The sequence below is a fragment of the Planktothrix sp. PLAVEN19ND genome, from assembly GCF_057220675.1.
Window position 1 is genome coordinate 4,680,678 of sequence record NZ_CM170132.1, and the last position, 15,331, is coordinate 4,696,008.

The following is a 15,331-nucleotide window of genomic DNA, read 5'->3' on the forward strand; positions in this document are numbered from 1 at the left end:
AAAAGAATTAAATCAACCCGCCCTTTTTTTATATTCATAAATCAATAATTAATTCGATTTTTGGTTTGGTTTGGGCGGGTTTATTCAGATTTTTTATTATTATTAAATATTGTTTCAGAACCCGCCCCTACAGATTGGAAAGATTTATGATTTGATTCATGGAATCTTCTAACTGTGTTAATAAAGTATCCACATCTTTTCCCACTTGTTGAAAACAGTCTGGAGGAGTAGGATTAGATTCAAAATAAATTAATCTGACATGATCAAAACCAATTCCAATGATTAATACTTCTTTTTCCGGTTGATACCCGTCTACAATTCCGACAATTTCTTTTAACCGATTTTCAACATTTTGATTCAGTTGTTCAATGGTTGATTTCGGACAAGCGACAAAGTGCGGGGTGGGTTTGAGATCAATTCCGAGGGTATTGGGTTCTTCTCCCCATTGTAGGTGTAAACCCCAAGTTAAGGCGGCTAATTCCTGACGGTTATCTTTCACAAACCGATCTAACTGACTTTGCCAACTTTGCTGTCCTAAACCGGGTTGAGTGCTATCAGGTTTAATCATTTTTCGACGACTGGTTTTCACTGAGATACTATTTTAACCGATTATGGGTCAATTCTATCAAATTCTATGGGTCTAAGTCGATCTACTGATCAAAGCTAGAATAATTTCAATAAAAGTTATTAATTTACTCAGTATTTTTAATGACTACAGGATGTAATGAATAACTGAGTATCCTTAAAAATACGGTGATTTTTAAAATTAATGTATATTAAATTACTTTTATAAATCAACAATTTGGGTAAAAAAAAGCTAAATTTGAGAAACTTTTTGCCTCAATAAATCGTCTTCATTATTTAGTGTATTACCTTCAGAGTCAGGGTTTAAACAGCTTTTACATCTACTAAATTGTTGATCAGATTAAATTAAATATTTTCCTGATTAATTGAAAATATCCAGAAAAATAGTATAGCTATTGCGAGTCTTTGCGAGGAAAATTAGATTATGAGTTTTGACACTTTTGATTCTGGAAATTTGTTTTTCAGTCCGACCCAGATTATTCCTGATCCTCAAATATTATCGTTTAGTTTGGGTGGTAATCTTCCCGTGGGAAGAAGTTTTACAGCTATTACGACAACTGAAACTAATTTTATTCCAACTAATAATTCTGATTTAATTATTGGTACGACATTTGATGATAATGCTTTTGCTTTGGAGGGAAATGATACGATTTATGGTTTAGAAGGTAATGATATTTTAGGAGGAAATGAACAAGCTGATTATATTTTTGGTAATCTAGGAAATGATAGTATTTATGGCGGTCAAGATGACGATACTTTAGCTGGAGGTCAAGATAATGATCTGATTTTTGGTGATGTGGGAAGTGATTTTATTGTGGGCGATCGCGGTGCAGATACATTATTTGGAAACCAGAATAACGATATTATTTATGGGGGAAAAGAGGATGATTTAGTCGCCGGAGGAGAAGGAGATGATCAATTATTCGGGGATTTTGGAGATGATATTCTCTATGGAGATTTAGGTGCTGATATGATCACGGGTGGAGAGGGAAATGATCTCTTTTATATTGGCAAAACTATGGGAGGATTTGCGATTACTGACGCTGATATTATCACAGATTTTACTCTAAATCAAGATGCTATTGGATTATTAGGAGATCTGACATTCACTGCGTTAAAGATTACTCAAGGAACTGGGGAATATGCTAATGATACGATTATTCAAGATAAAAGTTCTAATGAATATTTAGCAATTCTCAAAAACGTAAATAACAATAGTCTCAATTCTGATAATTTTATTTTTAAAGGTTCTGATCCTATCCCAGAACCAACTCCCGTACCGACATTAGAGCCCACACCTTCACCAACATTAGCGCCCACACCAATACCAACTCCAGTATCAACACCCGATCCGACTCCAGTAACAACTCCAGCACCAACACCCGATCCGACTCCAATACCAACTCCAGCACCAACACCCGATCCGACTCCAATACCAACTCCAGCACCAACACCAGTACCGACACCATTACCAACACCCGATCCAACACCAGTACCGACTCCAATACCAACTCCAATACCAACTCCAGTACCGACTCCATTACCGACTCCAATACCAACACCAGTACCGACTCCAATACCAACTCCAATACCAACACCAGTACCGACACCAACACCAGTACCTCTTAGTGTTTTAGGGTTTAGTTCTGCTAATTTTAGTGTTAATGAAAATGGCATACCTGTTAACACTATTACGATCAATAGAACGGGAGGAAGTAGTGGTTTAGTGACGGCACAAATCACCCCAACGGATGGAACTGCAACGGCAATTTCAGATTATACTAATACGCCCCTAACGGTAACATTTGCGGATGGAGATATTACCTCTAAAACTATTACAATTCCCATCATTGAGGATACGGTATTTGAACCGACGGAAAGCATTAATTTGACCTTAGCTATTACCGAAGGAAGCGCGACCATCGGAACTCAAAATACTGCAATTTTACAAATTGTTGATAATGATCCGAGTGAAAATCTCCCGTTAAATAGTGCAACCTATTTAGGAACAACTGGAAATGATAGTGGTACATCGGTTGAAATTTCCCCAGTTAATAATAATATTATTATTGCGGGTAATTTCAACGGTGTGGGAGAAATTCAAAGGTTACAAAATGGCAATACAGCACCTTTATCTAATACACCATTAGGCGGTGTTGTGAATGATTTAGATGTGGATCGAGATAGTGGAGAAATTGTCGCTGTTGGGGATTTTGGAATTAAGGTTTATGACCCTACAGCTAATACGGTTTTATGGTCACAACTGGGAACTTTTAATCGAGTTGCGATCGCGTCGGATGGTACAGTTGCCACTTTAAATAATAGTACAGATACGATTACTTTATGGAATGCAGCGGGAACTCAATTAACTAGCACAACCTTAACTGGAACGAATGTTAATCCGGCGGATATTACGATTGATCCTACCACTAAACAAGTCTTTGTTACCGGGTATAATCAAGTTACCAGCACTTTACAAACGCCGTTCTTACGCGGGTTTGATTCTTCCTTAAATTTGTTATGGAAAACCTGGGATTTTAGTGCAACGGAAGTCACCGGACAAAATTTAGGAGCAGATACAAGAGGAGAACGAATTACAATGGGTAAAGATGGGGGACTGTATTTCTTAGGAAGAACCGATGGTGGCAATAATGTTTTTCAACGGGATGGTCAAACCATTACGCAAAATTTAGCCTCAAAAGTTGATGTTGATTCCTTTAATAATTTCTCCGGTGCTGGGGCGGGAACTTTCACTTTTCATGCCAAAATTAATCCGAATAATGGAATTGTTGATCGGGGTCAATTTATTGTTACCCGGACTAGTACCGGGGCGAATAGTTTTACCCCCAATTCCATCACGGCTGACGAATTTGGTAATGTATATATAGGAGGATCTTCGGCATTTCAATTGCAAAATCGTCCGGCTAAAACCATTAATAATCAACCCGTTGGAGCTTATACCTTGGGAGAAATGGCAGTATTAGGATTATCGGCTGATTATACTATCAGAAAATTCTGGACTCCTTTAACTCAAACCGGTGACGCTGATGGGGCGAAAGGAAGTGTGAATGGTTTTGCGGTGGCAAAGGGTCAAGCGGTGATTTTGGGGACAGTAACCCAACCCTCTGTTGCGACAACAACTAACGCGATTAATCCTAATCCATTAGGAGGAAATGATGCTTATTTAGCCACTTGGTCAGTTTAGCTCAGAAACCGGGTTTCTCAACAGAACTTGATGGAGACTCAGAGATAAGGATTAGAAACCCGGTTTCTTAAATCTGCGTCTATAGACTTAAATACACCCCCACTTTTGTTTTATACCTTTAACCTGTAAATTCTCACCTGCACTCATTATGTTAAACCGCTTGACAATTGCCCGATCTTTGCGCCGTCGTTGGTTGTATCCGGTGATTTCAATAACTCTTACCCTGGGTATTGTATTGAGTTCAACGGTCACAACTTTGGCAATTCCTTTACCCGAATTAATCTTTAGAGGAATTCAAGTTATCCAGTTATCGAATTTATCGGCCCGTCAGGAAATTGCGATCGGGGAACAAATTAATCAAGAATTACTCTCTAAACAAGTTAAATTATTTCGTAATCAAGAGGCTCAAAACTATATTAATCAAATTGGTCAACGTCTAGCCCAAGCCAGCGAGCGCCCGAATATTCCCTACACGTTTCAAGTGATTGATGATCGGAATGTCAATGCTTTTGCCACTATGGGCGGGTTTGTTTATGTTAATACGGGCTTAATTGCGGCGGCGGATAATGAAGCGGAATTAGCGAGTGTGATAGCCCATGAAATCGGACATATTGCTGGACGTCATGCGATTAAACAAATGCGTCAAGCGGCGGTGGCGGCGGGGGTGGCTACGGCCGTTGGTGCGGATCAGAATAAATTAGTTCAAATTGGGGTGGAATTAGCCTTAAACCGCCCTAAAAGCCGTGAAGCTGAATATGAAGCCGATCGCCTGGGTTTAGCAACTTTAATTCGTGCGGGTTATGCGCCGCGGGGTGCTGTAGATTTTATGGCTAAACTGTTAAAAAGTGGGTCTCCGCCAACCATTATCAGCACTCACCCAGCCACGGGCGATCGCATTTCCGCCATGCAACGACTTCTTGATCCCAGTATGGTTAACTCCGGCGATGGGTTAGATAGCAATTCCTATCGCGCTACCGTTGAACGAATTTTATCTTAATTTCAACGAATTAATCGAAACTTTACGCGCCTTGAATCGAAGTTCAGGGCGCTTTTGATTGCTATATAGCAATCTTAAATGATTTGTGATAAAAACCTGTAGGGGTTTGGAGACCAAACCCAGGCGCAAAGAGGGTTTGGAGACCAAACCCCTACTATAAAATGTTACAACCCCTACACGGATTGCTATAGATAGACAAAATTCAATTAATATGCTAGGTTAACCTATTAAGTAGAGTCAGTCAGCCTAATCCACTCTTTTTTAATGAGTTAAGAGCGGGGGAACCATATTTAGGGGCTTATCTTCGATTGTTTACGATTGTCGAGAAGGACATCTCTCAGTCCTAGCCCGTCAGCTAACCCCGTCGGCTGTGAGAGAAGACTGTTGATCGGCAAAGTTTTGATCATTGCCCTCACCGGAATTCTAAGTATATCAGACTGTGTTATTAATATTCAATCCGTGAGGGTTGAATACGAGAATCAAACCCACTTGCAAAGATGTGTGAGGGTCATGGAAATGGCTAGGTTTTGTTGTTTGCTAATTTTGGGTAATCACAGATATAGATAACCTGTCCTAAAATTCAATGAGTGCGGGGATTAACAAACATTAATCTCCCTTTAACTTTCGTATTCCATTTGAGGCTGACTATGCACCCTGCGATTTTAGTTCTCCTGCAAGTTTTGATCGTGATTGGATTATCCCGATTAATGGGATTATTCTGTCGTCAAATTAAACAACCCTTAGTCATTGGAGAAATTATTGCCGGAATTATGTTGGGGCCATCATTATTAGGGTTAATTGCTCCTAATGTGATGACCGCTTTATTCCCTGCCGAAACTCTATCCTACTTGAATGTTTTATCTCAAATTGGACTAATTTTCTTCATGTTTTTAATTGGGTTGGAACTGAACCCGAAATATTTGAGTGGGCAACTAGAAAAGGCAGTTTTAATTTCTCACGTTAGTATTGTAGTTCCCTTTGCATTGGGGATTTCGACCGCATTAATTCTGTATCCAATTGTTTCTAATAATGGCGTTTCCTTCACTGCGTTTGCCTTATTTTTAGGTTCGGCTTTATCGATTACGGCTTTTCCCGTTTTAGCGCGAATTATCACAGAAAATAATTTACAAGGAACTCGTTTAGGAACCTTAGCTTTAACTTGTGCCGCCGTTGATGATGTCACCGCCTGGTGTTTATTAGCCTTAGCAATCGCGGTCACCAGAACTAACAGTATATCGGGGGCATTTCCCACGATTATTGCATCGATTCTTTATATTATTTTAATGGCAACCGCAGGGCGGTGGCTTTTGCGAAAACTCTCTGTCCATTATCAACGCACAGGACGACTCACCCAATGGGTTTTAGCTTGGATTTATATGGGAGTGGTGGCTTCTGCATTAATTACTGAATTGATCGGAATTCACTTAATTTTTGGAGCCTTTTTACTCGGGGCTGTGATGCCCAAAGATCCAGGTTTAGTCCGAGAAATAGCTGAAAAAACAGAGGATTTTGTCTTAATTTTTTTACTACCAATTTTCTTTGCTTATAGTGGATTACGCACGGAAATTGGCTTGCTAAATCGTCCTGAATTGTGGTTATTATGTGCGTTAGTCGTTGGGGTGGCAATTATTGGAAAATATGTCGGAACCTATGTCGCCGCCAGGGTTAGTGGAATTGAAAAACGGGAAGCCTCGGCGTTAGGTTGGTTAATGAATACTAGGGGATTAACTGAACTAATTGTTTTAAATATTGGCTTAAGTTTTGGGGTAATTTCACCGTTACTTTTTACCCTATTAGTCATTATGGCATTAGTCACAACCTTTATGACTTCGCCATTATTAGAAATGACCTATCCCAAAGAGTTAATTAAACTTGATATTATTGAACCGGAAACCCGAACAATAAGTCCTGAACCTCTGACTCCTGCTTATCGAGTTTTAGTTCCTGTTGCAAATCCCAATACTCAAAGAGGATTAGTACAATTAGCTTTAGCGATCGCCGGAAAACCTCCTGCTGTTGTTCATCCTTTAAGTTTAATCGAACTAGAGGAAGATTATTTATTTCAAAGTACGCCCGATGAAGCAAACCGCTTAATTGAGAAACAACGACAACGTTTAGAAGAATTAATTCAAAGTTTAGAACCTCCTGAACTCAGACAAGGAGTTTATCCAATTATCCGCATTGCCCAGGATGTTGCTAAAAAAACGATAGAAATTGCACAAGTTGATCAAGCTAATTTAATATTAGTAGGTTGGCATCGTCCCGCCTTCAGTGACAATCGTTTAGGTGGGAGAGTTGGCAAAATTTTGAATACTTCTCCCACCGATGTTGCCGTATTTGTCAATAAAGAACAGCAACAAATTCAGTCCTTATTAGTGGCTTATGCTTCTAATATTCACGATGATTTAGGGTTGACTTTAGCCTTAAGAATGATGTTCAATGACCCCAATTGTCAGTTAAAAATTTTAGTGACATCTAACGAACCAGAGAAAGAATTAAGCTATGAATTACGGAATATGATTGATATATTGCCCACCCAGATTCAATCCCGTTTAGAAATGATTCGACTGCCAGAAACTGATCCCATTCAAGCGGTAATTGAAACTTCAAAAACCGTAGATTTAACCATTGTAGGTACCAGCCGCACCTGGGGAATTGAAAGGCAAACTTTGGGACGGTATACCGATCAACTGGCTCAAGATTGTCATTCATCTTTACTGATTACTCGGAGTTATTCTCAAGTTACCTCCCACCTCGAATCATTATTACAGCAATCGATTAACACCTAACAATTATTATTGAACTATGCGCCATAATTTTAACTGGATATCCTTCGTCTTTTATGCGGCTACAATCGCCTCAGTTCTGATCCTTTTTAAAGGAGTCACAACCTATGGAGAAACCCAATTAAAAGCACCTGTCAGTATTGGGGGTGATTATTCTATAGAGTTTGATACCCCTCCCAACTGTTTAAAAAACAAAGATTTAACCTTGAAAATTGAACAGTCAGGTATTTATATTTTTGCCAATTTAGTATTAGAAAAATCCCCAGATAATCTGAATAAAATCGCGTTAAGTGGCAAATTTAAGGAGCCAAAAATGATATTATCGGGAATTTCAAATCCGTTATTGTTCTGTTCATCTGATCTGTCCCAAACTTCTAATCCATTAACACTTACAGGAGAATTTAAAAACAAACTATTTAAAGGTCAAATACAGGATAAAACCTTATCCAATCCGATCAATTTTACCGCAAAATTAAACCCGGTATCTAAATCGGAAAAACAAGCTCATTAAATTACTAAAGCTGATTTTGGCTTTGGAAAAAGATCTAATACTTTTAAAAAAGTTCATTGATGCTTAAATTCTATCCTCTATTCCTAAACCTATGTTATCAATAGAAACCCTGGATTCTTTCATTGCTGGAATTACCTTCATTGGGGTAATTATCCTAATTATAGGAGAGTGGCTACACCTGACCATCGCCGCATTTTTAGGTGCTCTGATTCTGATTTTTTTCCATGTCATGACCTTGACGGAGGCTGTTAATTATATCAGTCAAAGTTATGCAACTTTAGGGTTATTTTTTGGGGTAATGGTTTTAGTCCGTTGCTTTGAACCTACTAAAATTTTTGATTATTTAGCCGTCAAAATGATTTTGATGGCTAAGGGAGAAGGGAAACGATTATTGTTGGGAATAGTCGCCTTAACGACTCCCATTTGTGCGATGTTACCCAACGCTACAACAGTGATGTTGTTAGCGCCTTTAATTCCTCCCATTGCTCAGGATTTAGGAATTGATTTTGTCCCCTTATTAATTTTAATGGTATTCATTGCTAATAGTTCTGGATTATTAACCTTAGTTGGAGATCCTGCCACATTTATTGTCGGAGATGCGATTAATATTAGCTTTTTTGATTACTTACAACGATTAAGTATTGGAGGAGTATTAGCCGTAGTTAGTGTAGTGATTTTATTACCCATTTTATTCCGCAAAACCTGGAATGCAAAATTTGAACATTTAGAAGATTTACCCAGTCCCAAAATTAATCATCCCCGCATTTTAGCAATGGGGGGTTTAATTATAGCCTTTGTTTTAACCTTTTTTGTAATTGGAGAAACCTTACCTGTTCCGATTTCTCCGGCGGCGGTGGCCTTATTAGGGGCAGCTTTAGCTTTGATGTTAGCCCATCATAGTAAGATCGATACCGTTAATAATATTTTACGAGATGTAGACTGGAGTACCTTAATTTTCTTTATGTCGATTTTTGTTTTAATTGGGGGATTAGAAAAAACCGGAGTGATTAATGGTTTATCAGGATTTCTAGCAGTAATTTTAGGAAAAAATATTGCTCTCGGTTCAATTTTGCTACTATTAACAGTAGGGATTATTTCTAGTGTTGTGCCTAATATTCCCTTAGTGGTGGCGATGGTTCCTCTATTAAAACAATATTTAGTTAATGTGGGATTTGTCGGTACAGAAGTGCTTGACCCGGCTTTTAACGGACAGTTTCCCCCGGAAGTATTACCGCTATTTTATGCGATGATGTTTGGGGCAACCTTGGGCGGAAATGGCACATTAGTGGGAGCTTCTTCTAATATTGTCGCCGCCGGAATTTCTGAACTACATGGACGAACAATTTCCTTTAAAACCTTTCTTCGTTATGGAATTCCAGTCATGGCTGTGCAACTATTCGTAGCGATGTTATATGTCACCTTTGCCTTCCTAATTTAAATCTAGGTCACAACCAGAATTTCTTCTTTTTTCCAATCTAAAACCGCATAAACTTCTACGGACTTTTGGCGACCTTTAACTTTAATTTCACCTAAACTTTTGAGAACAATATGATGATGTTCGGCAATGGCGGTGGCCGTTGATTCATTAATTAAAATGGTATATTCAGGATATTCTTTAGTTAAGGTTTCCAAACGCGCCGCCACATTTACTGCATCCCCAATCACCGTATATAATAACCGTTCTAAGGAACCAATTTGTCCCGCCACAACTTCTCCACTACTAATACCAATTCCCGCTTGAATAGTAACTTCACCCCGTTGAATTCGCCGTTGATTTAGTTCTTCTAAACGTTCACGCATGGTTAATGCGGCTGCCACTGAACGCCATTCTGTTTCTGCTGGGGATAAAGGAGCTCCGAAAATTACCACAATTGCATCCCCAATAAAGTTATTGACATATCCCCCCCAAGGACGAATTGCATCGGTCATTTCGGTTAGATATTCATTTAAAAATGCCACCACTTCTTGGGGTTGCATCTGTTCTGATAGGGTAGAAAAATTGCGAATATCGGTAAATAAAACTGAGACCCAACAGAGTTCCCCTCCTAATTTTAATTGACCTTGTAATAATTTTTCTCGGACTTCCGGGGAAACCACACGGCCGAAAATATCCCGTTCTCGCTGTCTTTCTCGAAGTCCCACAATCATATTATTAATCGAATTGGTTAAAATGCTTAACTCCTGACAGGTTTCAATTTCTAGTTTTTTGACTTCTAAATCTCCATTTTCAACGCGATGAGTCACTTCTTTAATCTGATTAATCGGTTTGACCAATAATTGATCACTAACGGTGATTACTAAACCCGTTGTTCCTAAAATTAATATTGTCACAAACCCCAATAAAATTTGATTATTTTTTTTGATTTTTCCCATGTATTGATCTTCGGGAATTACTGTTCCGATGAACCAATCTAATTGATTCATTGGAGTGACAGCAGGAGTCAGAGAGACATAATAATATTTGCCATTCTGGGGATTTTTAGATATCCATTGTTGAGGAATATTAACCAGTTTTAGATCTACTGCTTGTTCTTCTAGTGTTTTTACAGCCAGCTGAAAATAGGGATTTTTAGAATATTTTAAGAGTTGAAGCTGAGGTTGATCTTGGCCTTTAATTTGAATTGGAGAATGTTCATTGGGATCGGTAGAAGCAATCATTTCTCCTTGAGAATTAATCACAAAAACCTCAATATGCGATCGCCCTTTTTGTTGTTCTTGTAAACGCCGGGAAATCTGTTTGAATTCAAACCCCACACCAATCACGCCTAAGAGTGCAGGTGGGTTTTCGACCTGCCAGTAGATGTTATTTGTTTGTTCTTTATAAAGCGCGATATTAGAGTCAATTCCAGGGGTATTGGTAGAGCGATAAACATAGACTGTCCAAGCAGCTTGACCAGGAGTTTTCAGTGCATCTCGATACCAAGGACGACCCGGGGTATACCAATTCGGTTCTTCAATTTGGGTGGTTTTAATTAATTGTAGTTTTTGGCCTACTAATTCATAGTTATCCGTTGTTTTAATCGCTAATTTTCTTTCTTCATCCCATTGACGAAAATGCAGTTTAAACGTATTTTGTTTTTCAAAAGCTGTTGTTACCCGTTGAGCACCGACATAATCCCCATTCGGATAGGCAAATTGCACAAAGGAAAAGCTGGGATTAGATTGCAGAATACTTAAAAGAAAGCGATCGCGTTCTTCGGGATTATTAATATCTACTAAATCCCGATTAATGGCACTTCTAATAAAATCCTGGGCATAGTAAACATTCTGGAATAAATCAATAAATTCTTTTGAGGTTGATAGAGCAATTTCTTCGTTGATTTGAGTAACAATTTTAGCAATATTTTTTTTAGAGGTAAAAAACCAAGGTAAATAAACAATTGCCGTTGTAAAGCTGATGGTTAAAACAATAAAACCAGTTAACATTGTTTTTAAACTTATACTGGTTTTTGTTTTTTGTTGTTTTGTGATTTTTTTCATGGTTATCTGATGATAAAATTCAGTAAATTAAATCAATATTTTTTGTTTTTATGACTAAAATCCGGTAATTTATCAAGCAGTGGTGTTCCAGTGGGAAAGTGTAAAAGTAGATGCTTTAGTTGATAGGACTCTATAAAATAGAGTAGCTAATTCATTAGTCTATTACCCTGAAATGATTTTGACCGATTAATACTGGATTAGATCAAGTTAACTTCCTAATTCCATTTTAGCAAAATCGACTGACATATATTATATCTGAATTTTTGGATAATATTCCGCAAAGTGTCATAACTCATGCCCAATTCCCACATAAAGATGTGAAATTTTCCTGATAAAGTTATGAATTTTTAGAAGAATAGCACAACCAGAGTATAATAGGATTTGGAGTTTGGAAAATAATATGTCAATTCCCCCCAGTCGGAAACAGACATTCCTAAAATTGATCGGGATTATTTGTTGTATAGCAGCCATTGTAGCTGTCTTGGTGACAACGGGAGATTCTGCAATTTCAACCAGCAATATTTTACCTAAGGAAACAATAGGAAAAACTGCCGAAACCCAGGCAATATCTGTCAGTGTTCAATCTAATCCAGATCAACCATTACTCACTCTTAATAGCCAGGGAAATCAAGTCATTGACTTACAAACTCAATTAAAAAAACGAGGATATTACCCAGGTGCATTAGATGGAGTTTATGGAGAAGGGACACAAGAGGCTGTTTATAATTTTCAAGTCAGTATGGGCTTAGAGGCAACGGGAACAGTTGATTCTCAAACTTGGCAATACCTCCAACCCAATGATAGCATGAGGGCTGAACTAACCTCTAATATCGGGTTAACCACTTCCTCTGTTGGTTTGTCCCCCGATCTGCAAACCATTGTAGATCGAAATCAGCTAATTGTTGCGATTATAGGAATTGATATTCTTCCATTTTTTGTCAAAAATAAACAGGGTGATTTAACCGGATCAGATATTAAAATAGCGCAAGATTTAGCTACGGCTTTAGGTGTTTCTCTCAAAATTGATCGCACGGCTAAAACCTTTAATGATGTCGTGGATATTGTTGATTCTCGAAAAGCCGATTTAGGAATTTCCAAACTAAGTCAGACCTTGACCAGAGCCAAAATGGTCTCTTTTTCCCGTCCTTATTTAACCTTAAGGCATGGTCTATTAATCAATCGTTTACAATTAGCAAAAGCGTCAAAAGGGAAAGATACGGTTGATTTTTTAAAGAATTTTGAAGGAAAAATTGGGGTGATTAAAGGATCATCCTATGTGGGATTTACCAAAGAGAAATTTCCCCAAGCTCAAATTGTTGAATTTACGACTTGGGAGGATGTAATTGAAGCCGCAATCAACGGTGATGTTTTAGCAGCCTATCGGGATGAGTTAGAAGTGAAAAAAATTCTTCTGAATCAACCTAATATAGCATTAAATTTTAAAACGGTTGCCCTCTCAGATAGTTACGATCCGATTGCAATTGCCCTTCCTTGGTCAAGTGGGCATCTTTTACAATTTGTTAATCTCTACCTAGACTTGAACAAAATCAACTATACCGTTGATAGTCTGATTCAAGAATATTCCGATATATTTGGAAAACCCGGACAACCTAAACAACAATAAATATCATCCTGAAAATGCTTAAAAAATATTTCAATTTTGATCAATTATTCAAAATATTGCGTCATCCCTTGGCGATTGTTCCAGGAATTATATTAGGGCTATATTTTGGCATATTCCAAAAAGAAATATCGGCATTTTTAACGCCCTTTGGCAATTTGTATTTAGCCTTATTAAAAATGTGTGTTTTACCGATATTATTCTCGGCGACAACCATGAGTGTTGGGCGGTTAATTAGTAGTCAAGACACTGAGAAATATATCAAACGCATTCTGTTGGTTTTTTCTGTTGGACTATTAGCCTGTAGCGTCATCGGTATGACCCTAGCTGTCGTTACTAATCCAGGGGGAAATTTAGATGAATCAACTTTAACGGCTTTAGGGGTAATTGTTAATTCATCAGAACTAGATTTAGAAGTCTCTCTTAGCAGTGATACCCCTAAACCAGAAGAAACTTCTATGTTAATCTCTTTTTTATTCAACTTGATTCCTGACAATATTTTTTCAGCTTTGAGCGAGGGTAATACTTTAAAAATTTTGTTTTTTTCAATTATTTTTGGCATCGCTTTAGGGTCGGTAAAAGAATCATCATCTTCCAGCTTGTTTTTGCTGCTTGATACTATTTATAAAAGTTCAAAACAATTAATTGATTGGCTGATTCTGCTCTTACCTTTTGGCTTATTCTGTCTATTAGCCAGCCAAATTGCTAAAACTGGGTTTGGAATTGTTCTGGCTATGGGTGATTTTGTAGGAGTGGTGATTCTTGCCTATGCCTTAATCTATTGTCTCAGTACCTTAGTGGTTTCTAAACAAGCTAAGACTTCCTTCAAAAATGTCTGTATAGCTTTAAAAGAACCCACCATATTAGCCCTAGCAACCCGAAGTAGTTTTTCCTGTTTACCCTCCTCTATTTCCTCCTTAACTGAAATCTTAAAATTTAATTTGCAAACGGTTGATTTAGTCACTCCCTTAGCGATTACGATTTGTCGATTTGGTTCGGTTACTTATTTTGCGATATCTTCGGTTTTTATTGCCCAGTTATATAATACATCCTTAAATTTATCTAGTTTTTTAATTATTATTATTGCCTCCATTTTTGCGGGCATGGCAACGTCAGGGACAACGGGGGTTTTAACCCTAACTCTATTAGATTTAGTCCTAAAACCCTTGGGATTACCCTTAGAAGCGGTGTTAGTCCTGTTAATTGCCATTGACCCGATTATTGACCCTTTCCGAACATTGTGTATTGTTCATACGGCGATCGCATCAACTGCGGTTATTGCTGATCCTAGAGTTTTAGTTGAATATCCAGTAATAGATCAAGGAGAAATGGTCTAAGTTGCACCATATCCCCAAGCTAAATCTAAAGTAATTTCTGCCATAATTTTCATCGGATCAACCCAAATTAAAGGCAGATCTGTTAAATAATCAAAACCTACAGAAAGTTCTGTGCATCCAGCAATCACTAATTCTGCTCCTTGATCTGCTAACCAATTAGTCGCAGTAACTAAGATTTCTAAAGCCTGGGTAGAAACTTGAATTCCTGTGGCTTTAATTCCCCAAATCGGATGATAAATGGCATTCATAATCTGGTTTTGGACTTCAGAATTTAAGGGAGGTTGAATCGAATTTAGTCCCAATGCGGTTAAACTGTGGTGATAAAGTTGGGTTTTGAGTGTTCCTGTTGTTGCTAAAACCCCAATATTTTGATATTGAGGATAATGGGTTTGAATGAATAGGCTTGTAGAGTTCATCCAATGAATCCAAGGAATATTTAATTGAGGCTGAACTTGATCATAAAAAGCATGGGAGGTATTACAAGGAATCACTAAAAAATTAGCCCCGGCGGTTTGTAAAATTTTGCCATATTTAACTAACCAGGGGGTGCAACTTTCCGCCTCTCCAATAATACTTTTCGTCCGATTGGGAATATCCGTAGCATTAATTAAAAACCAAACGGGATGCTCCTGATCACAACAGGCTCCTCGCGCTTGATTTAAAGCAATTAATTGACGCTCTAATTCAATATGAGCTAAGGGCCCTAACCCCCCAATAATTCCCGGAATTGCTTGTTGTTTGATTAGCTGGTTCATGGATTAAATAGTTACATTTTATGATCAAACCGAACCTAAATAAGATTAAACCGG

The 15,331-nt window shown here is 37.9% G+C and carries 10 protein-coding genes and 1 riboswitch; of the genes, 7 read left to right on the forward strand and 3 right to left on the reverse strand.

Translation table 11 applies throughout. The features are described from left to right. Positions 1–127: 127 nt before the first annotated feature. Positions 128–568: a beta-carboxysome assembly chaperone CcmS gene (gene ccmS / locus AC2D3N_RS19960; protein WP_079681044.1), complete on the reverse strand. Its 441-nt coding sequence runs from the start codon at positions 566–568 to the stop codon at positions 128–130. Positions 569–1,009: 441 nt separating this feature from the next. Between ccmS and AC2D3N_RS19965 the strand changes: the two genes are divergently transcribed. From AC2D3N_RS19965 to AC2D3N_RS19985, 5 genes are all read left to right on the forward strand, one after another. Next, positions 1,010–3,790 (forward strand): Calx-beta domain-containing protein, encoded by a 2,781-nt coding sequence (locus AC2D3N_RS19965; RefSeq protein ID WP_484691919.1) that lies wholly within the window; start codon positions 1,010–1,012, stop codon positions 3,788–3,790. A 148-nt stretch (positions 3,791–3,938) separates the two neighbouring features. Next, on the forward strand, positions 3,939–4,787 hold the full coding sequence (locus AC2D3N_RS19970) for a M48 family metallopeptidase (RefSeq protein WP_079680668.1): 849 nt from the start codon (positions 3,939–3,941) through the stop codon (positions 4,785–4,787). A gap of 233 nt (positions 4,788–5,020) precedes the next feature. Beyond that, a riboswitch (cyclic di-AMP (ydaO/yuaA leader) is annotated at positions 5,021–5,171 on the forward strand. Positions 5,172–5,434: 263 nt separating this feature from the next. Then, positions 5,435–7,576, forward strand: coding sequence for a cation:proton antiporter (locus AC2D3N_RS19975; RefSeq protein WP_079680669.1), 2,142 nt, complete (start codon positions 5,435–5,437; stop codon positions 7,574–7,576). Positions 7,577–7,592: 16 nt separating this feature from the next. Beyond that, positions 7,593–8,084 carry a hypothetical protein gene (locus tag AC2D3N_RS19980; RefSeq protein WP_079680670.1) on the forward strand — a complete coding sequence of 164 codons (492 nt, stop codon included), beginning with the start codon at positions 7,593–7,595 and terminating at the stop codon, positions 8,082–8,084. Positions 8,085–8,175: 91 nt separating this feature from the next. Beyond that, positions 8,176–9,522, forward strand: coding sequence for an ArsB/NhaD family transporter (locus tag AC2D3N_RS19985; RefSeq protein ID WP_234996788.1), 1,347 nt, complete (start codon positions 8,176–8,178; stop codon positions 9,520–9,522). 2 nt (positions 9,523–9,524) lie between these two features. On the opposite strand, the gene AC2D3N_RS19990 is transcribed toward AC2D3N_RS19985, so the two are convergent. Beyond that, a complete protein-coding gene (locus AC2D3N_RS19990; RefSeq protein WP_484691920.1) occupies positions 9,525–11,564 on the reverse strand; it encodes an adenylate/guanylate cyclase domain-containing protein in 2,040 nt (679 codons plus the stop codon). 400 nt (positions 11,565–11,964) lie between these two features. On the opposite strand from AC2D3N_RS19990, the gene AC2D3N_RS19995 reads away from it, so the two are divergent. Both AC2D3N_RS19995 and AC2D3N_RS20000 read left to right on the forward strand, forming a co-directional pair. Next, entirely contained in the window at positions 11,965–13,188 is a 1,224-nt protein-coding gene (locus AC2D3N_RS19995; RefSeq protein ID WP_484691921.1) for a peptidoglycan-binding protein, read from the forward strand. A gap of 14 nt (positions 13,189–13,202) precedes the next feature. Further along, entirely contained in the window at positions 13,203–14,522 is a 1,320-nt protein-coding gene (locus AC2D3N_RS20000) for a dicarboxylate/amino acid:cation symporter (RefSeq protein ID WP_484691922.1), read from the forward strand. Here the strand turns inward: AC2D3N_RS20000 and AC2D3N_RS20005 are convergent. Then, positions 14,519–15,277, reverse strand: coding sequence for an aspartate/glutamate racemase family protein (locus AC2D3N_RS20005; protein ID WP_484691923.1), 759 nt, complete (start codon positions 15,275–15,277; stop codon positions 14,519–14,521). The genes AC2D3N_RS20000 and AC2D3N_RS20005 overlap by 4 nt on opposite strands. Positions 15,278–15,331: the final 54 nt, after the last annotated feature.